At 74.4% G+C, this 21,945-nt stretch carries 23 protein-coding genes; 13 read left to right on the forward strand and 10 right to left on the reverse strand.

Going from position 1 to position 21,945, the window contains the following annotated elements; genetic code table 11:
* Window positions 1–38: 38 nt before the first annotated feature.
* The 5 genes from ACI789_RS16125 (at window position 39) to ACI789_RS16145 (ending at window position 5,619) form a co-directional block, all read left to right on the forward strand.
* Window positions 39–1,550: a TldD/PmbA family protein gene (locus ACI789_RS16125; RefSeq protein WP_457010381.1), complete on the forward strand. Its 1,512-nt coding sequence runs from the start codon at window positions 39–41 to the stop codon at window positions 1,548–1,550.
* A gap of 67 nt (window positions 1,551–1,617) precedes the next feature.
* A complete protein-coding gene (locus tag ACI789_RS16130; protein ID WP_456916569.1) occupies window positions 1,618–3,009 on the forward strand; it encodes a metallopeptidase TldD-related protein in 1,392 nt (463 codons plus the stop codon).
* Window positions 3,010–3,488: 479 nt separating this feature from the next.
* Window positions 3,489–3,791: a hypothetical protein gene (locus tag ACI789_RS16135; RefSeq protein WP_457010382.1), complete on the forward strand. Its 303-nt coding sequence runs from the start codon at window positions 3,489–3,491 to the stop codon at window positions 3,789–3,791.
* A gap of 74 nt (window positions 3,792–3,865) precedes the next feature.
* Complete coding sequence (locus ACI789_RS16140) at window positions 3,866–4,354, forward strand: hypothetical protein (protein ID WP_457010383.1); 489 nt, start codon at window positions 3,866–3,868, stop codon at window positions 4,352–4,354.
* 248 nt (window positions 4,355–4,602) lie between these two features.
* A complete protein-coding gene (locus ACI789_RS16145) occupies window positions 4,603–5,619 on the forward strand; it encodes a C40 family peptidase (protein ID WP_457010384.1) in 1,017 nt (338 codons plus the stop codon).
* Here the strand turns inward: ACI789_RS16145 and ACI789_RS16150 are convergent.
* Window positions 5,613–6,191 carry a YdeI/OmpD-associated family protein gene (locus ACI789_RS16150; protein ID WP_457010385.1) on the reverse strand — a complete coding sequence of 193 codons (579 nt, stop codon included), beginning with the start codon at window positions 6,189–6,191 and terminating at the stop codon, window positions 5,613–5,615. The two genes, ACI789_RS16145 and ACI789_RS16150, sit on opposite strands and share 7 nt — an antisense overlap.
* Before the next feature lie 133 nt (window positions 6,192–6,324).
* Here ACI789_RS16150 and ACI789_RS16155 point away from each other — a divergent pair, with 133 nt between their 5' ends.
* The 3 genes from ACI789_RS16155 to gdhA all read left to right on the forward strand — a co-directional run bounded on the left by ACI789_RS16155 (window position 6,325) and on the right by gdhA (window position 9,387).
* On the forward strand, window positions 6,325–7,065 hold the full coding sequence (locus ACI789_RS16155; RefSeq protein WP_457010386.1) for a histidine phosphatase family protein: 741 nt from the start codon (window positions 6,325–6,327) through the stop codon (window positions 7,063–7,065).
* Entirely contained in the window at window positions 7,046–7,936 is an 891-nt protein-coding gene (locus ACI789_RS16160; RefSeq protein WP_457010387.1) for an NAD(P)H-hydrate dehydratase, read from the forward strand. The genes ACI789_RS16155 and ACI789_RS16160 overlap by 20 nt, the downstream gene beginning before the upstream one ends.
* A 101-nt stretch (window positions 7,937–8,037) precedes the next feature.
* On the forward strand, window positions 8,038–9,387 hold the full coding sequence (gene gdhA, locus ACI789_RS16165; protein ID WP_457010388.1) for an NADP-specific glutamate dehydrogenase: 1,350 nt from the start codon (window positions 8,038–8,040) through the stop codon (window positions 9,385–9,387).
* Between the two features lie 74 nt (window positions 9,388–9,461).
* Here gdhA and ACI789_RS16170 read toward each other — a convergent pair whose 3' ends face one another.
* Entirely contained in the window at window positions 9,462–10,496 is a 1,035-nt protein-coding gene (locus tag ACI789_RS16170) for a uroporphyrinogen decarboxylase family protein (protein WP_457010389.1), read from the reverse strand.
* A 63-nt stretch (window positions 10,497–10,559) separates the two neighbouring features.
* Between ACI789_RS16170 and ACI789_RS16175 the strand changes: the two genes are divergently transcribed.
* A complete protein-coding gene (locus ACI789_RS16175) occupies window positions 10,560–11,141 on the forward strand; it encodes a gamma carbonic anhydrase family protein (protein WP_457010390.1) in 582 nt (193 codons plus the stop codon).
* A gap of 83 nt (window positions 11,142–11,224) precedes the next feature.
* On the opposite strand, the gene ACI789_RS16180 is transcribed toward ACI789_RS16175, so the two are convergent.
* Window positions 11,225–12,217, reverse strand: coding sequence for an ABC transporter substrate-binding protein (locus ACI789_RS16180; protein WP_457010391.1), 993 nt, complete (start codon window positions 12,215–12,217; stop codon window positions 11,225–11,227).
* Between the two features lie 70 nt (window positions 12,218–12,287).
* Between ACI789_RS16180 and ACI789_RS16185 the strand changes: the two genes are divergently transcribed.
* On the forward strand, window positions 12,288–13,316 hold the full coding sequence (locus tag ACI789_RS16185) for a zinc-binding dehydrogenase (protein WP_457010392.1): 1,029 nt from the start codon (window positions 12,288–12,290) through the stop codon (window positions 13,314–13,316).
* A 51-nt stretch (window positions 13,317–13,367) separates the two neighbouring features.
* Here the strand turns inward: ACI789_RS16185 and ACI789_RS16190 are convergent, their stop codons facing one another.
* From ACI789_RS16190 to ACI789_RS16220, 7 genes are all read right to left on the reverse strand, one after another.
* A complete protein-coding gene (locus ACI789_RS16190) occupies window positions 13,368–14,141 on the reverse strand; it encodes an amino acid ABC transporter ATP-binding protein (RefSeq protein WP_457010393.1) in 774 nt (257 codons plus the stop codon).
* A complete protein-coding gene (locus tag ACI789_RS16195) occupies window positions 14,138–15,103 on the reverse strand; it encodes an amino acid ABC transporter permease (protein WP_457010394.1) in 966 nt (321 codons plus the stop codon). Before ACI789_RS16195 ends, ACI789_RS16190 begins: the two co-directional genes overlap by 4 nt.
* A gap of 15 nt (window positions 15,104–15,118) precedes the next feature.
* Entirely contained in the window at window positions 15,119–16,072 is a 954-nt protein-coding gene (locus ACI789_RS16200; RefSeq protein ID WP_457010395.1) for an ABC transporter substrate-binding protein, read from the reverse strand.
* Window positions 16,073–16,187: 115 nt separating this feature from the next.
* Window positions 16,188–16,739, reverse strand: coding sequence for a hypothetical protein (locus ACI789_RS16205; RefSeq protein ID WP_457010396.1), 552 nt, complete (start codon window positions 16,737–16,739; stop codon window positions 16,188–16,190).
* Window positions 16,736–17,632 (reverse strand): mechanosensitive ion channel family protein, encoded by an 897-nt coding sequence (locus ACI789_RS16210; protein ID WP_457010397.1) that lies wholly within the window; start codon window positions 17,630–17,632, stop codon window positions 16,736–16,738. Before ACI789_RS16210 ends, ACI789_RS16205 begins: the two co-directional genes overlap by 4 nt.
* Before the next feature lie 49 nt (window positions 17,633–17,681).
* Complete coding sequence (locus ACI789_RS16215; protein WP_457010398.1) at window positions 17,682–18,467, reverse strand: thioesterase family protein; 786 nt, start codon at window positions 18,465–18,467, stop codon at window positions 17,682–17,684.
* A 42-nt stretch (window positions 18,468–18,509) separates the two neighbouring features.
* The gene (locus ACI789_RS16220) at window positions 18,510–18,884 is read right to left on the reverse strand and encodes a hypothetical protein (RefSeq protein ID WP_457010399.1); all 375 of its coding nucleotides are present in this window, start codon (window positions 18,882–18,884) and stop codon (window positions 18,510–18,512) included.
* Between the two features lie 291 nt (window positions 18,885–19,175).
* On the opposite strand from ACI789_RS16220, the gene ACI789_RS16225 reads away from it, so the two are divergent.
* From ACI789_RS16225 to ACI789_RS16235, 3 genes are all read left to right on the forward strand, one after another.
* On the forward strand, window positions 19,176–20,942 hold the full coding sequence (locus ACI789_RS16225; RefSeq protein ID WP_457010400.1) for a BCCT family transporter: 1,767 nt from the start codon (window positions 19,176–19,178) through the stop codon (window positions 20,940–20,942).
* 77 nt (window positions 20,943–21,019) lie between these two features.
* Entirely contained in the window at window positions 21,020–21,412 is a 393-nt protein-coding gene (locus ACI789_RS16230) for a VOC family protein (protein WP_457010446.1), read from the forward strand.
* Between the two features lie 10 nt (window positions 21,413–21,422).
* The gene (locus ACI789_RS16235) at window positions 21,423–21,935 is read left to right on the forward strand and encodes a hypothetical protein (RefSeq protein WP_457010401.1); all 513 of its coding nucleotides are present in this window, start codon (window positions 21,423–21,425) and stop codon (window positions 21,933–21,935) included.
* The last annotated feature ends 10 nt before the right edge of the window (window positions 21,936–21,945 follow it).

Genomic DNA, 21,945 nt, shown 5'->3' on the forward strand with positions numbered 1-21,945 from the left:
GAGGGGAGGGGTCCCCGCGGGGCTGGTAGACAGGGCGGGTGGCTGCCTCCCGCGACGTGGACGCGTCCTTCCTGGCCCTCCCGCTCTCCGCGCTGACCGACGCGGCGCTCACCCGCGCCCTCGACCTCGGCTGCGAGCACGCCGACCTGCGGGTGGAGCGCATCCGCACCCAGACGATCAGCCTCCGCGACGCCCGCCTGGAGTCCCTGGCCGACGGCGAGGACCTCGGCCTGGCCGTGCGCGTGGTCCACGAGGGCACCTGGGGGTTCGCCGCGGGCGTCGTCCTGACCGCCGCGGAGGCCGTGCGGCTGGCGGAGGAGGCCGTCGCCGTGGCGAAGGTGTCCGCCGCCGTCGCCAGCGACCGCGTCGAGCTCGCCCCCGAGCCGGTGTACCCCGACGCGGTCTACGTCTCCGACTACGACGTCGACCCGTTCACCGTGCCGGACGCCGAGAAGACCGGGCTGCTCACCGAGCTGTCCGAGCAGCTGCTGGCCGCCGACGGCGTCGAGCACGTGCAGACCGGCTGCACGGCGGTCAAGGAGCAGAAGTACTACGCCGACACCGCCGGCACCCGCACCCGCCAGCAGCGGGTCCGCATCCAGGCCGACCTCACCGCGCTCACCGTCGACCGGAGCACCGGCGCCTTCGAGAGCATGCGCACCCTCGCGCCGCCGGTCGGGCGGGGCTGGGAGCACCTGACCAGCGGCCGGGACTGGCGCGGCGAGCTGGCCGAGATCCCCGAGCTGCTGCGGGAGAAGACCAAGGCGCCCTCGGTGCAGGCCGGCCGCTACGACCTCGTCGTCGACCCGTCGAACCTGTGGCTGACCATCCACGAGTCGATCGGCCACGCCACCGAGCTCGACCGCGCCCTGGGCTACGAGGCCGCCTACGCCGGGACGTCGTTCGCCACCGTCGACGGGCTGGGGAGCCTGCAGTACGGCTCGCCGCTGATGAACGTCACCGGCGACCGCACCGTCGCGCACGGGCTGTCCACGATCGGCTGGGACGACGAGGGCGTCGCCGGCCAGCAGTGGGACATCGTGCGGGACGGCGTGCTGGTCGGCTACCAGGTCGACCGCAACACGGCCCGCCTCGGGAGCATGCCCCGGTCCAACGGCTGCGCCTTCGCCGACTCGCCCCAGCACGTGCCGATCCAGCGGATGGCCAACGTCTCCCTCCAGCCGGCACCCGACGGCCCCTCCACCGAGGAGGTCATCGCCGGGGTCGAGCGCGGCATCTACGTCGTCGGCGACAAGAGCTGGTCGATCGACATGCAGCGGTACAACTTCCAGTTCACCGGCCAGCGCTTCTACCGGATCGAGAACGGGCGGCTGGCCGGGCAGCTCCGGGACGTAGCCTACCAGGCGACGACGACGGACTTCTGGGGCTCGATGGCCGTCGTCGGCGGCCCGCAGACGTTCGTGCTCGGCGGTGCGCTCAACTGCGGCAAGGGCCAGCCCGGCCAGGTCGCGCCGGTCAGCCACGGCTGCCCCGTCGCCCTGTTCGAGGACGTGAACATCCTGAACACCGTGCAGGAGGCCGGGCGATGACCGGTGCGAGCGACAGCGAGCGTGCTGTGGGCGTCGCAGCGAGCGCCAGCGAGCAAGGAGCGGAGCAATGACGTCGTGGACGCGTCCGCAGGACGTGGTCGAGAAGGCGCTGGCCGCCTCGACCGCCGACGGGCAGGTCACCTTCGTGGTGGAGAGCTCGCAGGCCAACCTGCGCTGGGCGGGCAACAGCCTGACCACCAACGGGTCGATGCGCTCCCGCCAGGTCGTCGTCGTCTCCTTCGTCGACGGCGGCACCGGGATGGCGGCCGGCACCGTGGCGCGCACCGGCAACCCGGACGTCGAGGAGCTCGTCGCGGCCAGCGAGCAGGCCGCCCGCGACGCCGGCCCCGCCGAGGACGCGGTGCCGCTGGTGTCGGAGACCCCGCCCGGTGCGGGGGACTGGGACGCCGACGCCGCCGAGACCTCGATCGGGGTCTTCGCCGACTTCGCCCCCGCGCTCGGGCAGGCCTTCGGCGAGGCCCGCGGGCGGGAGGAGCTGCTGTACGGCTACGCCGAGCACGCCATGGCGACCACCTACCTGGGCACCTCGACCGGCCTGCGGCTGCGCCACGACCAGCCCACCGGCCGGGTGGAGCTCAACGGCAAGAGCGCGGACATGAGCCGCTCGGTCTGGGCCGGCGCCGGCACCCGCGACTTCGCCGACGTGTCGGTGGAGGCGCTGGCGGCGGAGGTGGAGCGCAAGCTCGGCTGGTCGCGGCGCCGCGTGGAGCTGCCCGCCGGGCGGTACGAGACGCTGCTGCCGCCGTCCGCGGTCAGCGACCTGATGATCTACGCCTACTGGACGATGGAGGCGCGCGACGCCGACGAGGGCCGCAACGTCTACGCCCGGGCCGGCGGGGGCAACCGGATCGGCGAGCGCCTCGCCGCGCTGCCGCTGACGCTGCGCAGCGACCCGTTCGAGCCGGGCCTGGAGGCCTGCCCGTTCCAGGTGGTCAGCGGCTCCTCGGGCATGGCCTCGGTGTTCGACAACGGCATGGCCACGCCCGCGGTGGACTGGATCCGGGACGGCGTCCTGACCGAGCTGATCCGTCCCCGGGCATGGGCGCTGAGGACGACGGCGCCGGCGACCGCCGCGGTGGACAACCTGGTCCTGGAGGCCCCGGAGGCCACCGCGAGCCAGGAGGAGATGGTGGCCGCCACCGACCGCGGGCTGCTGCTCACCACGCTCTGGTACATCCGCGAGGTCGACCCGCAGACGCTGCTGCTGACCGGGCTGACCCGCGACGGCGTCTTCCTGGTCGAGGGCGGCGAGGTGACCGGCGCGGTGAACAACTTCCGGTTCAACGAGTCCCCCGTCGACCTGCTGGCGCGGGTCAACGAGGTCGGCCGCACCGAGCGCACGCTGCCGCGCGAGTGGAACGACTGGTTCACCCGCGCGGCGATGCCGACGCTGCGGGTGCCGGACTTCAACATGAGCAGCGTGTCGCCCGCCAGCTGACGCCGCCGGGAGCATCGACCGAGCGCCAGCGAGGGAGGAGCGGACCGGGGGCGGAAGCGGCGCGTGGACACCGCCAGCTGACGCCGCCGGCTCGCGCCGTGGGGAGCGTCGCCGCCCGGTCCGACGGCCGGGGGTGTGCGTTCGTGGCGGCTCCCGCGGACGGGACGCGCCACCGCCGCACACTGCTCCGGTCCACCGCCCGCTGACCCTGCGGGCCGACGCCGAGGCCCCGTGGCGCCCCTGCAGCCGCGACGCGCCGACGACACACCACCGTCGGTCGCGGTGTGCCAACCGGTTCGTCACATCGTTGTCATTTGACTCCCGTGACGCTCCGCTCCTGCCCCCTTACCGTGGGTACAGCGAGAGGGAGCTTTCACGAATACCCCCTCGCCGTACGACCGAAACGTGGCTCGAGCGGAACTCCTCGCCCGGCCGCATCCGGAGCCCGCGGACGAGCGGGGCAGGTGAGGGGGAGTTCGATGACCAGGGGTCAGAAGCCGTCGGTGTTCCAGGTCGGTCAGGTCTGGGACGACGGGAGCACGGTCGTCGTCTCCGGCTGGGGTCTGGGTCTGTGCGCCGCCGCGTGCACCTGCCACCGCCACCCGACGGCCGGCCACCTCACCATCGACGAGGACCACGCCCAGGGCCTGCTCGGCCTGGTGAGCCACCGCGAGGGCGGCTGCGAGTGCTGCGAGCCGTGGACCGCCGACGAGCTCGGCGCCATCCTCCGCGACCTGGAGATGGTCTCCGGCCTCGACGCCCAGGAGCCCCTCGCCTGGTGAGGACCCGTCGCGAGGTCCCGCACCGCGGGCCTCGCCACGGTTGCCCGGGGACGACAGCCGGGTAGGGGCCTCCCATGCTGGGACGAGCTGCCCTCCGCGGCGCCCTGGCCGGGCTGGCCGGCACCGCGGCCATGACGCTCGGCGAGAAGGTCGAGCAGTCGTTCACGCGCCGGCCGGACTCCTACGTGCCCGCGCGCACCCTCACCGCGCTCACCACCCGACGCCGGCTGCCCGGGTCGGCCCGCCCGCCGGTGCGCAACCACCTCATGCACTGGGGGACCGGTGCGCTCGTCGGCGCGCTGCGCGGCGTCTGGGCGGCCAGCGGCCTGCGCGGCTGGCGCGCCTCGGCCTGGCACACCTCGGTCCGGCTGGCCACCGACCAGACCCTCGAGAACGCCACCGGCGTCGGGTCGCCGCCCTGGACGTGGTCCCGCCGGGACCAGGTCGTCGACATCGGCGCCAAGGCCCTCTACTCGCTGGTCACCGGCGCGGTCGCCGACCGGCTCGTCCCCCTGGCGCCGGACCGCACACCGTCCGGCTCCGCTCCGTCGCGGCGGCGCTAGCCCCCGGCTCCGACAGCAGAAGGACCCCGTTCTCCTCACCCCTCGCCGCTCGGGGTGAGCCTCGGGACGGGGCCGGTGCCGGGACGCCGGAGCCCGCTGTGGCCGGTGTGACGACTGAGGCGTGCCGGCGTCCCTGACCTCCGCGCGCCGCCCCCTACGACGTGCGAACGCCTCCTTACGGTGCGTGCTGACGCGCATGGAACACCGCCCACTTCCCGGGCGGGGCGCGCGGCGAGAGGGGGCCGGCCATGCGGCGCGACCGGACGACGAGGCGACGCTGGCTCGGCGCCACCCTCTCCCTGCCCGCCGTGGGGCTGGTGCTCCTCGCCCCGGCCCCCGCGAGCGCCGCGCCGTCGACCGCCGCCGAGGCCGCGAGGCTGGTGGCCGAGGCCGGTCAGCAGCTGAGCGTGCTCGACGAGCAGGTGCACCAGGCCGAGGTGACGGTGGCCGAGCAGCAGCAGGCCGCGGAGGATGCCGCGGCGCGCGCCGCGCAGGCCCAGGAGGACCTGGCCGCCTACGAGCCCCAGCTGCGGGCGATCGCGCAGAGCGCCGGGACCACCCAGTCCCGGATGGCGGCCTTCCTCACCGGCGACTCGGCCGACGACGTCGTCCAGCAGATGACCACGCTGGACGTCATCGCCACGCACACCGAGGGGCTGATCTCCGAGGTCGCCGCGGCCCAGGACGCCGCCGAGGAGGCCCAGGCCACCGCGGACGCGGCGGCCGCCCAGGCCACCGCCGCGCTCGAGGAGCTGCAGCGCCAGCAGGGCGAGGTGCAGGCCCGGGTGGACGACTACGAGGCCGACTTCGACCGGCTCACCGCCGCCGAGCAGGCCGCCGTCACCACGCAGCTGGCCGGGCCGTCGCTGGACGCACCGTCCACCGCGTCGGTGGTCGCCGCGGCGCCGAGCGACCAGGTCGCCGCCGTGCTCGAGAAGGCGCTGGCGCAGGTGGGCGACCCCTACGTCTGGGGCGGCACCGGCCCCGACGGGTTCGACTGCTCCGGGCTGACCAGCTACGCCTACGCCGCCGCCGGTGTCTCCCTGCCGCACTCCAGCCGCACCCAGTCCGGCATGGGCGTCGCCGTCTCCCGCAGCCAGCTCCAGCCCGGTGACCTGGTCTTCTTCGGCTCACCCGTCTACCACGTGGGCATCTACGTCGGCGGCGGGAAGATGGTCCACGCCCGCACCTTCGGCCAGCCGGTCGCGGTCACCAGCGTGGACATGGGCGGCTATTCCGGCGCCCGCCGCATCCTGGGTCAGTAGGGCCGGCGGCCTTCGGCGAGCATCGCGACCAGGGTCGCGATCCGCCGGGCCCGCGTCGCCGGCGTCGCGGCCGTGGCGACCCGGTGCAGGACGGCGTACCGGTTGGTGCCGTCCAGCGCCGCGAAGGCCTCCCGGGCGGCGGGCTCGGCGTCCAGCGCCGCGGTGAGGTCGTCGGGCACCGTGATGGTGGCCGCGCCGGCGTAGGCGCGCTCCCAGCGCCCGTCGGCCTGCGCTGCCGCCACCGCCGCCAGGCCCGCGGGGCGCATCCGGCCGGCCGCGGTGAGCGCCTCGACCGCCGCCACGTTCTTCTGCGACCAGATGCTGCGCGGCCGGCGCGGGGTGACCCGCTGCAGGTAGGAGGCCTCGTCGAGCCGCAACGACTTCCCGTCGATCCAGCCGAAGCACAGGCAGCTCTCCACGAGCTCCGCGTAGGTCACCGACGGGACCCCGGCGCCCTTCTTGGCCAGCTGCACGTAGAGGCCCGGCGCCGTGGCGTGCTCGGCCTCCAACCACTCCTCCAGCGCCGCTTGGTCGGGGAAGCGGAGCACCGGCAGGTCGGTCGGCGGCGTCACGGCGGTGATCATCGGACCCGACGCGGCCGCCCGTCCAGCCCACCGGCGGTTTGACGGCTCCGCCGTCCGGCTACGGGCCGCGGGACGCCGGGCGGGAGCGGGACCCGCAGCACGACACGGAGGAGACGCGGGGATGGGCGATCGGGGACCGGGCCCGGCCGTGCTGTGGCTGGTGCGGCACGGCGAGAGCATGGGCAACGTCGCCGACGCGCGCGCCCACGAGGCCGGGGCGGCGCGCCTCGAGCTCGACATCCGCGACCCCGACGTCCCGCTGTCGGACGCCGGCCGGGCGCAGGCGCAGGCGCTGGGCCGCCATCTCGCCGCCCTGCCCGAGGACGAGCGACCGACCGCCGTCCTCAGCTCCCCGTTCGCCCGGGCACTCACCACGGCCAGGCTGGCGACCGCTGACCTCGGCGTCCGCGTCCGGACCGACGAACGACTCCGGGAGCGGGACTTCGGCGCCTTCGACGGCATGACCGGTGCCGGCATCCGGGAGCACTATCCGGACGAGGCCGGCCGGCGCGACCTGCTGGGCAAGTTCTACTACCGGCCGCCCGGCGGCGAGAGCTGGGCCGACGTCGCGCTGCGGCTGCGCAGCCTGCTGGCCACCGAGGCGCTGCGGCACGACTGCGACCGGTTGCTCGTCGTCGCCCACCAGGCCGTGATCATGGTCTTCCGCTACGTGCTCGAGGAGCTCACCGAGCAGGAGCTGCTGGCCGTCGACCGGGACCAGCGGGTCGCCAACGCCTCGCTGACCCGGTACGAGGCCGACCCCGACGGGAACCTGCGGCTGGCGGCGTTCAACGAGGTCGACCACCTGACCGCCGCGGACGAACCGGTCACCGAGGAGCCCGATGCCGCACCGCGACCCTGAGCCCACGCTCGTCACCCCCCAGGTGCTCCGGGGGTGGCCGCTGCCCGAGCCGACCGGGGGCAAGAACGCCCGCGGCTCCGTCCTCGTCGTCGGGGGCAGCGCCGAGACGCTGGGGGCGGTGCTGCTCGCCGCGCACGCCGCCATGCGCGCCGGGGCCGGCAAGCTGCAGGTGGCCACCGTGGCCTCGATGGCGCCCCACGCCGCGGCCGCGCTGCCCGAGGCGCTCGTCCGGGCCCTCCCGGAGACCGGTGGCGGCGCCATCCGCGCCGACGCCGCCGACGCCGTCCGCGACCTCGCCGAGGCCGCCGACGCGGTGCTCATCGGTCCCGGCATGGCCGACCAGGAGGAGGCCCGCGGCCTCGGCGAGCGGTTGCTGCTCTCCCTCCACGGGTGCCTGGCCCTCGACGCCCTCGGGCTGGCCTGCGTGACCGCCGACGACGGGTGCCTGCGCCACCTCGACGGGCGGGTGGTGCTCACCCCCAACCCGACGGAGATCGCCTACGCGCTGCACGTCGAGGAGGACCGGGTGGACGACGACCCGGGCGCGGCGGCGACGGAGCTCGCCGACCGGACGGGGGCCGTCGTCGGACTGGGCGGGGCGACCGCCTGGATCGCCGCACCCGACGGCGGGCTCTGGCAGGACGACAGCGGCCTGGCCGGGCTCGGCGTGTCCGGGGCCGGTGACGTCCGCGCCGGGATCACCGCCGGGCTGCTCGCCCGCGGAGCGCCACCCGAGCAGGCGGCCGTGTGGGCCTCCTTCGTGCACGGGAGGGCCGGCGAGCGGCTGGCCGCCTCCGTCGGCCGGCTGGGCTTCCTCGCCCGGGAGCTGCCGCCGGAGGTCCCGCGGGTGCTCGGCGAGCTCGAACCCTGACGCCGCTGCCGCCGCGCGGGGTCCGGCCGCCCCCGGCGTCCCGTGGGTCCACACCGGTTCCGTAGCGTTCCCCGGTCGGACCTGACCGGAGGAGGACCAGGGTGAGCGGCGAGGTTCCTGCGACGGTGCAGGGCATCTACGACGAGGTGCTGCGGCGCAACCGGGGTGAGAAGGAGTTCCACCAGGCGGTCCGGGAGGTGCTGGAGAGCCTGGCCGTGGTGCTCGACCGCCACCGCGAGTACGCCGAGATGAAGACCGTCGAGCGGATCTGCGAGCCGGAGCGGCAGATCATCTTCCGCGTCCCGTGGCAGGACGACCGCGGTCAGGTGCAGATCAACCGCGGCTTCCGCGTGGAGTTCAGCTCCGCGCTGGGTCCGTACAAGGGCGGGCTGCGCTTCCACCCGTCGGTGGACCTCGGCATCGTCAAGTTCCTGGGCTTCGAGCAGATCTTCAAGAACGCGCTGACCGGCATGCCGATCGGCGGCGGCAAGGGCGGCTCCGACTTCGACCCGAAGGGCCGCTCGGACGGCGAGGTCATGCGCTTCTGCCAGTCGTTCATGACCGAGCTCTACCGGCACCTGGGCGAGTACACCGACGTGCCCGCCGGCGACATCGGCGTCGGCGCCCGGGAGATCGGCTACCTGTTCGGCCAGTACAAGCGGATCACCAACCGCTACGAGTCCGGCGTCCTCACGGGCAAGGGGCTGGGCTGGGGCGGCGCGCTCGTCCGGACCGAGGCCACCGGGTACGGCGCGGTCTTCTTCGCCGACGAGATGCTGACCGTGCGCGGCGAGTCCCTCGAGGGCAAGCGGGTCGTCGTGTCGGGATCGGGCAACGTCGCCGTCTACGCCGTCGAGAAGGTGCACCAGCTCGGTGGCGTCGCCGTCGCCTGCTCGGACTCCACCGGCTACGTCGTCGACGACAACGGCCTCGACCTCGAGGTCCTCAAGCAGGTGAAGGAGGTCGAGCGCGGACGGGTCAGCGACTACGCCGACCGGGTCGCGTCGGCGTCGTTCGTCGAGGGCGGCCGCGTCTGGGACGTCCCCTGCGACATCGCCCTCCCCAGCGCGACGCAGAACGAGCTGGACGGCGACGCGGCGAAGGTCCTCGCCCGCAACGGGTGCCGCTACGTCGTCGAGGGGGCCAACATGCCCTCGACACCCGACGCGGTGCGGGTCTTCCGCGACGCCGACATCGCCTTCGCCCCGGGCAAAGCGGCCAACGCCGGTGGCGTGGCCACCTCGGCGCTGGAGATGCAGCAGAACGCCTCCCGCGACCGCTGGACCTTCGAGCACACCGAGGTGCGGCTGGAGGAGATCATGCGCGACATCCACACCCGCTGCCACGCCACGGCCGAGGAGTACGGCTCCCCCGGCGACCTGGTGCTCGGCGCGAACGTCGCGGGCTTCCTCCAGGTCGCCGAGGCCGTGCACGCCCACGGCCTGGTCTGAGGGAGGACCCCCTTCCCCCGCCACTCGCAGGCTCGCGGCGGGCCCCTGCAAGGGGGCCGCCGCGGCCCGCCCCGTCAGACCTCCGCGCGCAGCGCCTCGGCGGCCAGGGCCAGGGAGCGCATCTTGCCCGCGGCCGAGGCCCGCGGCAGGTACTTCAGCCCGCAGTCGCTGGTGAGGACCAGCCGGGAGACGTCGACGTCGTCCAGGGCGCGGCGGACCCGGTCGGCCACCACCTCCGGGGTCTCCACCTCCGGCGTGGACAGGTCCAGGACGCCGAGGGCGATGCCCTTGCCGCGCAGCGGGCGCAGCGTGGTGGGGTCCAGGTGCGACTGGGCGGTCTCCACGGAGATCGTGTCGACGGGGGTGTCGGCGAGCTCGGGGAGGAACGAGTAGCCCTCCGGCCGCTCGGAGACCATCGCGGCGTAGCCGAAGCACAGGTGCAGGTGCACCGGCCCCGGAGCGCCCTCCACGGCCCGCGTGACCGCCTCCGCGCCGTACTGGCGGGCGACGTCGGGCCGCGCCTGCAGCCACGGCTCGTCGATCTGCACGATGTCGGCGCCGGCGGCGAACAGGTCGGCGATCTCGGCCCGGACGACGTCGGCGTAGGCCAGCGCGAGGGCGCGGTCGTCGGGGTAGTGGTCGTTCTGCGCCTGCTGGGCCATGGTGAACGGGCCCGGGACGGTGATCTTGACGGTCCGGTCGGTGTGCTCCCGCAGGAAGCGGACGTCGGCGACCTGGACCGGCTCGCGGCGGGTGATGTCCCCGACCACCCGCGGCACCGGGATCTGCTTGCCCGAGCGGTTGGTCACGTGCCCCGGGGTGTCGAGGTCGAGGCCGTCGAGCGCGGTGGCGAAGTGGTTCGAGTAGGACTCCCGGCGGATCTCCCCGTCGGTGAGGATGTCCAGCCCGGCCTCCTCCTGCGAGCGGATCGCCAGCAGGGTGGCGTCGTCCTGCGCCTCCGCGAGGAGCTCGGGGGCCACCCGCCACAGCTCCTTCGCGCGCACCCGGGGCGGGAACTGGTGGGCCAGGCGGTCGCGGTCGATGAGCCAGTCGGGCTGCGGGAGGCTCCCGACGATCGAGGTGGGCAGCAGCGGGAGGGACGCGGGCATGCCGCCGAGTCTGCCGTGCGCTCGACCGGTGCGCCCGGGCCCCTCCTGTGCTGTGCTGGCGTCGTGGCCGAGAACTACATCGCGCAACTGGAGTTCGGCTCCCCGAAGATCGACGACGACGCGTTCGTCGCCCCGACGGCGGTGGTGGTCGGGGCGGTCACCATGGGGCCGCGGTCGAGCATCTGGTACGGCTCGGTCGCCCGGGCCGACCACGAGGTCATCGAGATCGGCGAGGGGTCCAACGTGCAGGACGGCAGCATCCTGCACTCCGATCCCGGCTTCCCGCTGGTCATCGGGCGCGGGGTGACCGTCGGCCACCGGGTGGTGCTGCACGGCGCCCGCGTGGACGACGACGTCCTGGTCGGGATGGGCAGCGTCGTCATGAACGGCGCGCACATCGGCGCCGGGTCGATCGTCGCCGCGGGCGCGGTCGTCACCCAGGGCACCGAGGTGCCGCCGGGGTCGCTGGTCGCGGGCATCCCGGCGAAGGTCATCCGGCAGACCGACGACGACGACCTCGCCCACATCCGCGGCAACGCGGCCAGCTACACCGATCGGCTGCCGGCCGCGCGGAGGGTCCGGCCGGTGGTCCGCCGTCCGCTGCCGCCCGCCGGGGCCGTGCCGGGCGACGACTTCGCGGACTGAAGGAGGACCCCCCTGCCCCCCCACCGCTCACAGGCTCGCGGCGGGACCGTGCAGGGGGGCCGCTCCGGCTCGCTGCGGTTGCGTCAGGTGGCGGGGTGCTGCACGGCCGTGGCCGGGTCGCCGTCGGCGGCCTGGGCCAGGGCCGGCACGACCTCGTCCAGCAGGAAGGGCAGCGAGAGCGGGCTGCCGAAGCCGAGCGCGGCGGACACGTCACCGGAGTAGCTGCCGAGCAGCACCGTGCGGTCCTGGGTCACCACGTCGAGCGCCGAGAACAGCGGATCGGCGTCGGCGGTCGCCTGGTCGTACCCGTTCACCGCCAGCACGTCGGCCTCCAGCAGGTCCAGCCGCTCCTGGCTGACGTCGGTGCTGGTGTCGGGCACGGTGAAGCCCAGGTCGGAGAAGAACTGGGTGCGCAGGTCGTCCGTGCCGAGCAGGTAGTGGCCCGAGCCGACGCCGGTGAGGTCCACGGCGAGCGAGCTGCCGGCGAAGGCGGGGTTCTCGTCGATCGCCTGCTCGAACCGGCCCTCGACGTCGTCGACGAGCTGCTGCGCCTCGTCCTCGCGGCCGAGCGCCCGGCCGGTGAGGAGGGTCTGCTCCTGCCACGGGGTGGCGCCGTCGGCGTAGTCGGCGGTCTGCGCCAGCGTCGGCGCGATGCCGGACAGCTGGTCGTACACCGCCTGGTCCATGAAGGAGTACACGCCCACGATGAGATCGGGCTCCAGGGCCGCGACCGCCTCGAGGTCGATCTCCTCGCCCCCGACGGTCGGGATGGCCTCCGCCGGCAGCTGGTCCTGCGCCCAGGGGCGCGTCGTGGCGTCGTAGTCGCCCAGGAGCTCGCGTTCGCCGACGGGGGTCACGCCCAGGGCCAGCACGAAGTCCTGGTCGTTGAAGCCCACGGTCACGACCCGCTGCGGCTCGGCCGGGATCTCCGTGGTGCCGAACCGGTTCTCGATCGTGACCGGGAAGGCGCTGTCCGCCGCGGTGGCCGCCTCCTGGCCGGTGTCCGGGTCGGAGCCGCAGGCGGCCAGGGCCAGGGCGGGGACGAGGGCGAGGGGCAGGAGCCGGCGTGTGAGCACGAGGCAGGTTAGCCTTGCCTAAGTCTCCGTGCGACAGAGGGGTCGCCCGTCCGTGCGGCAGGCTGGGCCGGTGCGCGCCCTGGTGTTCGACGAGTTCGGCGGCCCGCTGACCGTGCGGGAGGTGCCCGTCCCCGACCCCGCCCCCGACGGCGTCGTCGTCCGGGTCGGCGCCAGCGGGATCTGCCGCAGCGACTGGCACGCGTGGCAGGGCCACGACCCGGACGTCGTCCTGCCACACGTCCCCGGGCACGAGCTGGCCGGCGCGGTCGCCGCGGTCGGCGCCGGCGTCCGCCGGTGGCGGGTGGGGGACCGGGTGACCGTGCCGTTCGTCAACGCCTGCGGCCGCTGCCCGCAGTGCGCGGCGGGGGACCACCAGGTCTGCCCGCACCAGACCCAGCCCGGCTTCACCCACCCCGGGTCGCTCGCCGAGTACGTCGCCCTGGACGCCGCCGACGTCAACCTGGTCGGGCTCCCCGCGGACCTGGACGACACGACCGCGGCGAGCCTCGGGTGCCGGTACGCCACCGCGTTCCGCGCGGTGGTTCAGGTCGCCGCGGTCCGGGCGGGGGAGTGGGTCGCCGTGCACGGCTGCGGCGGCGTGGGCCTGTCCGCCGTCCAGATCGCCGCCGCCGCGGGAGCCCGCGTGGTCGCCGTCGACGTCTCCCCGCCGGCGCTGGAGCTCGCCGGCCGGCTGGGCGCCGACCACCTGGTGGACGGCGCCGGGGACGTCGCGGGCGCGGTCGCGGACCTGACCGGCGGCGGGGCGCACGTCTCCGTCGACGCGCTCGGCGCCGCGGTCACCTGCGAGAACTCCGTGCGGTGCCTGCGCCCGCGCGGCCGCCACGTGCAGGTCGGGCTGCTGCCGCCGGCCCAGGGACGCCCGGCGGTGCCGATGGACCGGGTGATCGCCCTGGAGCTGCAGGTGCTGGGCAGCCACGGCATGGCCGCGCACGCCTATCCCGGGCTGCTGGGCCTCATCGCGGCCGGCCGGCTCGACCCGCGTCGGCTGGTGACCCGCGAGCTGGCCCTCGACGACGCCGGCGCGGCGCTGGCCGACGTCGGCCGCAGCCCCGGCATCGCGGTGGTCACGTCGTTCTGAGCGAGGACGCTCGCCGAGGAGCAGGGATGGCCATTGCTGCCCCTCCCGGGGTCAGAGGACCTTGGACAGGAACGCCCGGCAGCGCGGGTGCTGCGGGTCGCTGAGCACCTGCCGGGGCGGGCCGGCCTCGAGCACCACGCCCTCGTCGATGAAGACCAGGGTGTCGCCGACCTCGCGGGCGAAGCCCATCTCGTGGGTCACCACGACCATCGTCATCCCCGACTCGGCCAGGCCCCGCATGACGTCGAGGACCTCGCCGACCAGCTCCGGGTCCAGCGCGGACGTCGGCTCGTCGAAGAGCATCAGCTTGGGCTCCATCGCCAGCGCCCGCGCGATCGCCACCCGCTGCTGCTGCCCGCCGGAGAGCTGGTTCGGGTAGTTGTGCACCCGCTCGCCCAGCCCCACCCGCTCGAGCAGCTCGACCCCCCGCCGCCGCGCCTCCTCCTTGCGCACGCCCTTCACCTGGGTGGGCGCCTCGACGACGTTCTCCAGCGCCGTCATGTGCGGGAAGAGGTTGAACCGCTGGAACACCATGCCGATGTCCCGGCGCTGCGCGGCGACCTCCTTGTCGCGCAGCTCGTGCAGCTTGCCGCCCCGCTCGCGGTAGCCCACGAGGTGCCCGTCGACCCACAGCCGCCCGGCGTCGATCTTCTCCAGGTGGTTGATGCAGCGCAGGAACGTCGACTTGCCCGAGCCGGACGGGCCGACGACGCAGACCACCTCGCCGGGGGCGACCTCGAGGTCGATGCCCCGGAGCACCTCCACGTGACCGTAGGACTTGTGCACGCCCTCGGCCTTGACCATCGCCTGCCCGTTGCCGGTCACTTCGAGCTCCCCACGTCGGCGGCCCGGCGGGCGGCGCGCTGGGTGCGGGTCTCGCGCGCGCCGAACCCGCGGCTGAACCGCTTCTCGAGGAAGTACTGGCCGATCATCAGCAGGCTGGTCAGCGCCAGGTACCAGAGGATCGAGGCCACGGCCATCGGGATGATCTGGAAGGTCCGGCTGCCGATCGACCGCAGCTGGAAGTTCAGCTCGCTGGTCACCGGGACGGCGATCAGCAGCGAGGTGTCCTTGAGCATCGCGATCGTCTCGTTGCCGGTCGGCGGGATGATCACCCGCATCGCCTGGGGGAGCACGACCCGGCGCATCGTCTTGCCGCGGGACAGGCCCAGCGCGCTGGCCGCCTCCGCCTGGCCGGGGTCGACCGACTGGATGCCGGCCCGCACGATCTCGGCCATGTACGCGCCCTCGGACAACGCCAGGCCCAGCAGCCCGGCGGTGAACCCGGCGAAGATCTGGTTGCCGTTCAGCCCGAGGAAGCGCCAGTCGCCCTCGAAGCCGAACAGGCCCATCAGCTGCTGGTCGAACGGGAAGCCCAGCTCGTAGGTCGCGTACAGCGCGCCCAGGTTGGCGATGAAGAACAGCAGCACGATGCGGGGGATCGCCCGGAAGAACCAGATGTAGGCCCAGGCCGCCCCGGACACGATCGGGTTGGGCGAGAGCCGCATGACCGCCAGCACGATCCCGAGCAGGACGCCCAGCACCATGGCGAGGATCGTCATGATCAGCGTCGTCCGCGCCCCGCGGAGGACCGGGGGCGCGAACACGTTGTCGAACATGAAGTCCCACTGGAACACCGGGTTGGTGGCCAGCATGTGGACGAACATCGCCACCAGCACCGCGATGACGGCGGTGGCGATCCAGCGGCCCGGGTGCCGGACCGGCACCGCCCGGATCTGCTCGGGCGGTGCCGGCCGGGCCGTGGTGTCAGGGGCCTCGGCGGCCATGACGGAGAGCCCCGGTCAGCCGACGGTGGGGTTCACCGTCGGGTCGTCGATGGCGCCGTCCTCCACGCCCCACCGCGAGAGCACCTCGGTGTAGGTGCCGTCGTCGATGAGGGACTGGACGGCGTCGGCGACGGCCTGGGCGAAGTCGGCCTGGTCCTTCGCGACGACGTAGCCGTACGGGGCGGCGTCGTAGATGTCGCCGAGCAGCTCGAGCTGGCCGCCGGTCTGCTGCACCGCGTAGGCCATGATCGGGGAGTCGGCCAGGCCCGCGACCGCGGCGCCGGAGACGATCGCCGCGGTGGCGTCGCTCTGCAGGTCGTACTGGTTGATCGTGATCGGGTCCTGGCCGGCGGCCTCGCAGGCCTCCGACCGGGCGGTCACGTCGTCGACCTGCACGGTGGCCTTCTGCACGGCGATGGTCAGCCCGCAGGCGTTGTCGGGGTCGACGCCCTCGGGGTTGCCGGCCTTCGTGGCCCACTGGGTGCCGGCCTCGTAGTAGCTGATCATGTTGGCCTGCTGCAGCCGCTCGGGGTTGATCGTGAACGACGAGACGCCCACCTCGTACCGCCCCGAGCCCACGCCGGCGATGATCGAGTCGAAGGCGGCGGTCTCGAACTGCGCCTCCAGACCCAGCTTCTGCGCCACGAGCGTGAACAGGTCGACGTCGAAGCCGACGATGGTCTCGCCGTCCTCGGCGATGAACTCGCTCGGCGCGTAGCTGGTGTCGCTGCCGACGGCGATGACGCCGTCCTCGGCGATCGCCGCGGGCACGCGGGCGGCGAGCTCCTGGTCGGCCTCGACGCTGGGCAGCGGCTCGCTGCTCGCCGCCGCGCCGCCTCCGCCTCCGCCTCCGCCTCCGCTCCCGGCGTCCCCGCCGGAGTCGTCCCCGCACCCGGCGAGGACGAGGGTGAGGCCGGCGGCGGCAGCGACTGCTGCCCGTCCGCGCCGGGTCAGGGGTCGGATGGCCACGGGTGTCTCCCTCCTCGGGCACCTGCGGGTTCGAGGTGCGAAGCCCTGATCCTGCCCTGCCCGGCGGAGGCGTGGCGCGCTGCGTCCCCTTGCGGGTGACCGCGCGTGGCGGCCGTCACGGCGCGGTGGTCTCCGGCGTCGCCGGGGCCGGGCTGAGCGGCGACTCCGTGGGCGCGGGCTCGTCGGAGGTCGTCGGCTCCTCCTCGGTGGTCGCCGGGGGCTCCTCCTCGTCCTCCTCCGGCGCCGCCTCCGACGTCGGAGCCGGTGCCGACGAGCTCCGCGACGGGGTCGTGGTGGGCGCGTCCGGCTCCGTGGTGGGCGCGCTGGTCTCCGTCGGCTCCGTGGTCTCCGTCGGCGCGGTGGTCTCGGCCGGTGCCGAGGGCTCCGCCGTCTGCGGTGCCGGCACGCTGCTGCCGCCGGCCGGGTCGACCGAGGTGGACGCCGTCGACTCGGGCCGGACGTACAGGTACAGCGTGCCGATCGCCAGGAAGAGGATGGCGAGGACGACGGTCGAGGTCCGCGCGCGGCCGAGGTGGTGGGGCACCGCCGACCACCAGCGCCGCCGCAGGCCGGCGGGCGGTGCGGTGCTGACCGCCGGGGCCTCCCCGGTGCGGATCGGGGGCATCGCGCGGGTGCCGTCCTGGCCGTCGCTGTGCCGGGGGCTCACCGGGCACCGTCCCCGCCGGCCCCGGAGAGCTCGGTCGACGGCGTGCCGGCGGTCGAGGCCGGCAGGTTCATCCCCTGGCGGTGGAAGGCCAGGACGATGCGGGCACGCAGGTCGCGACCCACCTCGAACTGCTTGCCGGGCAGCGTGCGGGCGACCATGCGCACGTTGACCTGCTCGAGGTCGAGGGTCTCCACGCCCATGACGCTGGGCGGGTCGAGCAGCAGCGGGCGCATCCGCTGGTCGCGGAACGCCTCGGCGCCGACCTCGCGCAGGATCTCGTTGACCCGGTTGACGTCCATGGACGTCGGCACCGGGACGTCGATGACGGCGCGGGCCCAGTCGCGGGAGAGGTTGGTGACCTTGACGATCTGCCCGTTCGGCAGGGTGATCACCTCGCCGTTGGGCGAGCGCAGCCGGGTGACCCGCAGCGTGACGTCCTCGATGGTGCCCGTGGCCTCGTCCCCGCCGCCGACCACCTGGATGGCGACGACGTCACCGAAGCCGTACTGCCGCTCGGTGATGATGAAGAACCCGGCCAGGACGTCCCCGACGATGCGCTGCGCGCCGAAGCCGAGCCCCACGCCCAGGACGGTCGCGGGCGCCACGAGCCCGGTGATCGGGATGCCGGCCCGGTCCAGCACGAAGAAGATCGCGATCGCGTAGATCAGCACGATCAGCGTCCAGGTGATGACCTGGGTCAGCGAGTGCCGGTGCTTGGCGGCCTCGGAGCGGACCAGCGCGTCGCCGCCGGTGGCCCGGGCGTCGATCTGGGTGGTGATCCGCTCCCCCACCCAGGCGACGAACCGGGTCAGCAGCACCGAGCCCAGCAGGATCAGGACGATCTCCAGCCCGCGGCCGGCGAGCCAGGTGAGGAGTGTGTCGAGAGGGGCCATCACCGACCAGCCTCACCGACGTCGCCCGCTCGTGCCAACGTGGGCCCCCTCACCGGGACTCGACGAACAACGACTGCGAGGAGCGGCCGATCCGGCCGGTGGAGTCGTAGAGGTCAGCGAAGCACTGCGCCGCGCCGGACGGCCCGATCGTGGTCGCCGCGTCCAGGCCCAGCCAGTCGCCGGCGGGCGGGCGGACCAGCGCGACGGTGAGGTCGACGTTGGCGAAGGTCGCGCGGGTCCAGTCCAGGACGGCGGAGACCCCGCTGGCCGCGTCGGTCATGACCAGCAGGTGCTGCAGCGGTGTCATCGGCTCGCCGTCCACCAGGGCGCACAGCGGCCGGGTCCAGGCCGCCGCGGGGCCGGGGGCGTTGAACGAGCCCGCGGCGAACCGCCAGTCCAGGGCGCGGTGGTAGGCGACGTCCGTGGTGAAGAAGTCGGCGGTCTCCGGGCGGCTCGCGTCGGGGCCGGGGATGCCGGGGGCGGCCTGCGGCGTGGCGTCGGACTCGCCGGCGCGCATCCGCCACGCGGTCAGCCGCATGAGCGGGCGGGCCGCGCCGCCGGCCGTGAGCACCGCCTCCACCAGCTCGATCCGCCGACCGGGGCGCAGCACCCGGGCGCTCACCGCGACCGGGCCGACCGGGACGGGGCCGAGGATGTCGAAGGCCAGCCGGACGGTCTGGCCGTCGGCGATCCCGCTCGCCCGCTCCGCCTCGCGGGCCAGGAGCGCCGCGGGCGGGCCGGCGTGCTGCAGGCCCGGGTCCCAGGGTCCGATGGTCAGCGCGGTGGCGCGGTAGCCGCCGTCCGCCGGCTCGTACAGCGCGGGAGGCAGGTCCATGCGGGAAGTCTCGCCGCCGGGTCCGTCCGCGCTGCAGCCTGGTCACCCCCCGCTGCGGCGGGTCTCCCAGACGGCGAAGGCCGCCCACGCCGCGGCCACGACGGCGGCTGTGATCCACAGCCAGCGCAGCTCACCGGCGGGGTCGGACAGCGCCAGGAGGACCGCGACGACGAACACCGCGCCGGCCAGCGGGGGCATCCGCAGCAGGTGCCCCAGCGTGTCCGGGCCGGGGATGGTGAGGAACACCACGACGGCGGCCACGAGGAGGAAGCCGCACAGCCCGCCGAGGAACAGCGCGGTCACGCCGAACTGTGCGGGCAGCACGAGCGACGCGACGACGCCGAGGACCGCGCCGGCCCCCAGCCAGACCAGCAGTTTCCGGCGTCGGGACGACCACGCGGGCCGGGCCTCGGTCACGCGGCTGTCCCCCTCGGGTGGATCGGTGGCACCTGCCGGGTGTGCCCGGGCGACCGAGGGGGCACACAGAGCCCGGCCGCCCTCCCGCGGTCTCGCTCAGATCACGGCGACCTTGCGCCCCGCCGTCCGCGCTCGGACGGTGGAGGGGTCGCCGTCGGCCTCCTCGGGGAGTCCGGCGGCGTTCCGTCGTCGATCGAGAGGGAGGAGCGCCGGGCTCCGGCGCCGCACGCAACCGTGACGAGTACACGCGACACCACCGCCCCCGCAACCGACACCGGCACGCACCCGGCTGTGGCCCCGCCCCCACCCCTGCCCGCGGACCGCGGCGCCTCGCTCGACCGCGTCGTCTTCGGCGTCTCCGCCGTCGTCGCGCTGGCCTTCGTCGCCTGGGGCTTCCTGTCCCCGGCCGGCCTCGGCGCGGCCAGCGGCACCGCCCTGGAGTGGGTGGAGCGCAACCTCGGCTGGCTGTTCGTCCTGCTGGCCTCCGGCTTCGTCGTCTACGTGCTGTGGCTGGCCGCGGGGAAGTACGGCCGCATCCCGCTGGGCCGCGACGACGAGGCGCCGGAGTTCCGCACCGTCTCGTGGGTCGCGATGATGTTCAGCGCCGGCATGGGCATCGGCCTGATGTTCTTCGGCGTCAGCGAGCCGCTGTCCCACTACGTCTCCCCGCCGCCGCGGACGGTGGCCGCCGAGACGCCCGAGGCCGTGCAGACGGCGATGGCCACGACGATGTTCCACTGGTCGCTGCACCCGTGGGCCATCTACGCCGTGGTCGGGCTGGCCATCGCCTACGGCACGTTCCGCCGCGGGCGCCGGCAGCTGATCAGCGCCGCGTTCGCCCCGCTGTTCGGCACCCGCCGGACCGAGGGGTGGGCCGGGAAGACCATCGACGTCCTGGCCATCTTCGCGACGCTGTTCGGCTCGGCGGCGTCCCTGGGGCTGGGTGCCCTGCAGATCGGCAGCGGGGTGGAGATCCTCGGCTGGGCGGGGGACGTCGGCAGCGGCGTCCTGGTCGTCATCATCGCCGTCCTGACCGCGGCGTTCGTCGCCTCGGCGGTCTCCGGCATCGCCAAGGGCATCCAGTGGCTGGCCAACACCAACATGGTGCTGGCCGTCGTCCTGGCCGTGTTCGTCTTCGCCGTCGGCCCGACGGTGTTCATCCTCAACCTGCTGCCGACCACGATCGGCAACTACTTCAGCGACCTGGGGCAGATGGCCGCTCGCACGGAGGCCACCGGCGGCGACGCGACGGCCGCGTGGCTGCGCGGCTGGACGGTCTTCTACTGGGCCTGGTGGATCAGCTGGACGCCGTTCGTCGGGCTGTTCATCGCGCGGATCAGCCGCGGGCGGACGATCCGGCAGTTCGTCACCGGCGTGCTGCTGGTGCCCAGCGTGGTCAGCCTGGTCTGGTTCGCCGTCTTCGGCGGGGCCGGCATCGCCGCGCAGCGCAGCGGGGCCGACGTCGCCGGCCAGGCGACGAGCGAGGGCCAGCTGTTCGGCGTCCTGGACACCTTCCCGCTCGCCACGGTGATGACCGTGCTCGTCATGGTCCTGGTGGCGATCTTCTTCGTGTCGGGCGCCGACGCCGCCTCGATCGTCATGGGGTCGCTGTCGGAGCGCGGGACGCTCTCCCCGAGCCGCGGCACCGTGGTCTTCTGGGGCGTGGTCATGGGGGCGGTGGCCGCGATCATGCTGCTGGTCGGCGGCGACGAGGCGCTCACCGGCCTGCAGAACCTGACGATCATCGCGGCGCTGCCGTTCGCGCTGGTGATGGTGGGCTTGGCGGTCTCGCTGGCCAAGGACGTGCGCTCGGACCCGATGGTGCTGCGCCGCACGGTCGCGGCCGAGGCGGTGGAGCAGGCCGTCGTCGAGGGGATCACCAAGCACGGCGAGGACTTCGTGCTCGTGGTGGAGCCGGCGCCGGACGCCGACGCCGACGGCGTGCCGGACACCGCGGTGGGGTCCACGCCGGTGCGGACCGTGGAGCACCGGGAGCAGCGCGGCGGCGTGCAGGTGGCCGACGTCGGGTGGCCGGCCTCCGACGGCGACCGCCGATGAGTTCCGCCGGCGGGCCCCGTCCTACCTGGTGACGGGGCCCGCCGGGCCCCCGGACGACGGGAGCGACCACCGTGCGGATGGTCTTCGTGAACCTGCCCGTGAACGACCTGGCCGCGGCGCGGGCCTTCTACGGCGGCCTCGGGTTTCCCTTCAACGAGCAGTTCTCCGACGAGCGGACCGCCTCGGTGGTGATCGACGAGAACATCGTGGTGATGCTGCTGACCCGGGACCGCTTCGCCGACTTCGTCACCGGGGAGGTCGGCGACCCCGCCGCGGGGACCACGCAGCTCGTCGCGCTGTCGGCCGGGAGCCGCGAGGAGGTCGACCAGCTCGTGGAGCGCGCCCTGGCGCACGGGGGCAAGCCGTGGCTGCCGGCCCAGGACCACGGGTTCATGTACGGCGCCAGCTTCACCGACCCCGACGGTCACGTCTGGGAGGTCGTGTGGATGGACCCGGCGCAGGTGCAGTGAGCGGCGTCCGGTGAGCGGTGTCCTGGCCGAGGTCTTTCCCGCAGCGGCGCCCCGGCCGGAGCTGGCCGACCGGCTCGGGGTGTTCGCGCCGCTCATCGGCAGCTGGGACCTCCGGGTCACCGACGTCGCGGCCGACGGCGGCGAGAGCGTCCGGGACGGCGAGTGGCACTTCGGCTGGGCGCTGGACGGGCGGGCGCTGGCCGACGTCTGGATCAGCCCGTCCCGGGCGGCCCGTGCGGCCGGCGCCCCCGACGGCGAGTGGGGGCTGAGCCTGCGGTTCTGGGACGAGGCGCTGGGCGCCTACCGGTCGACCTGGCACGGTCCGCACCGCGGCTGGGTGATCCCGTTCACCGCCCGCCCCACCGCCGACGGGCTGGCCCTCGAGGGCGAGCGGGACGGCACGCGGCTGCGCTGGGTGTTCTCCGAGGTCGCTGCGGACTCCTTCCGCTGGCGGGCGGAGGAGGACCCGGACGGCGCGGGCTTCCGGGTGCGGCAGCGCTTCGAGGCCACGCGGGCCCGGTAGGTGGCTCGGG

The sequence above is a fragment of the Geodermatophilus sp. SYSU D00965 genome, assembly GCF_054050075.1.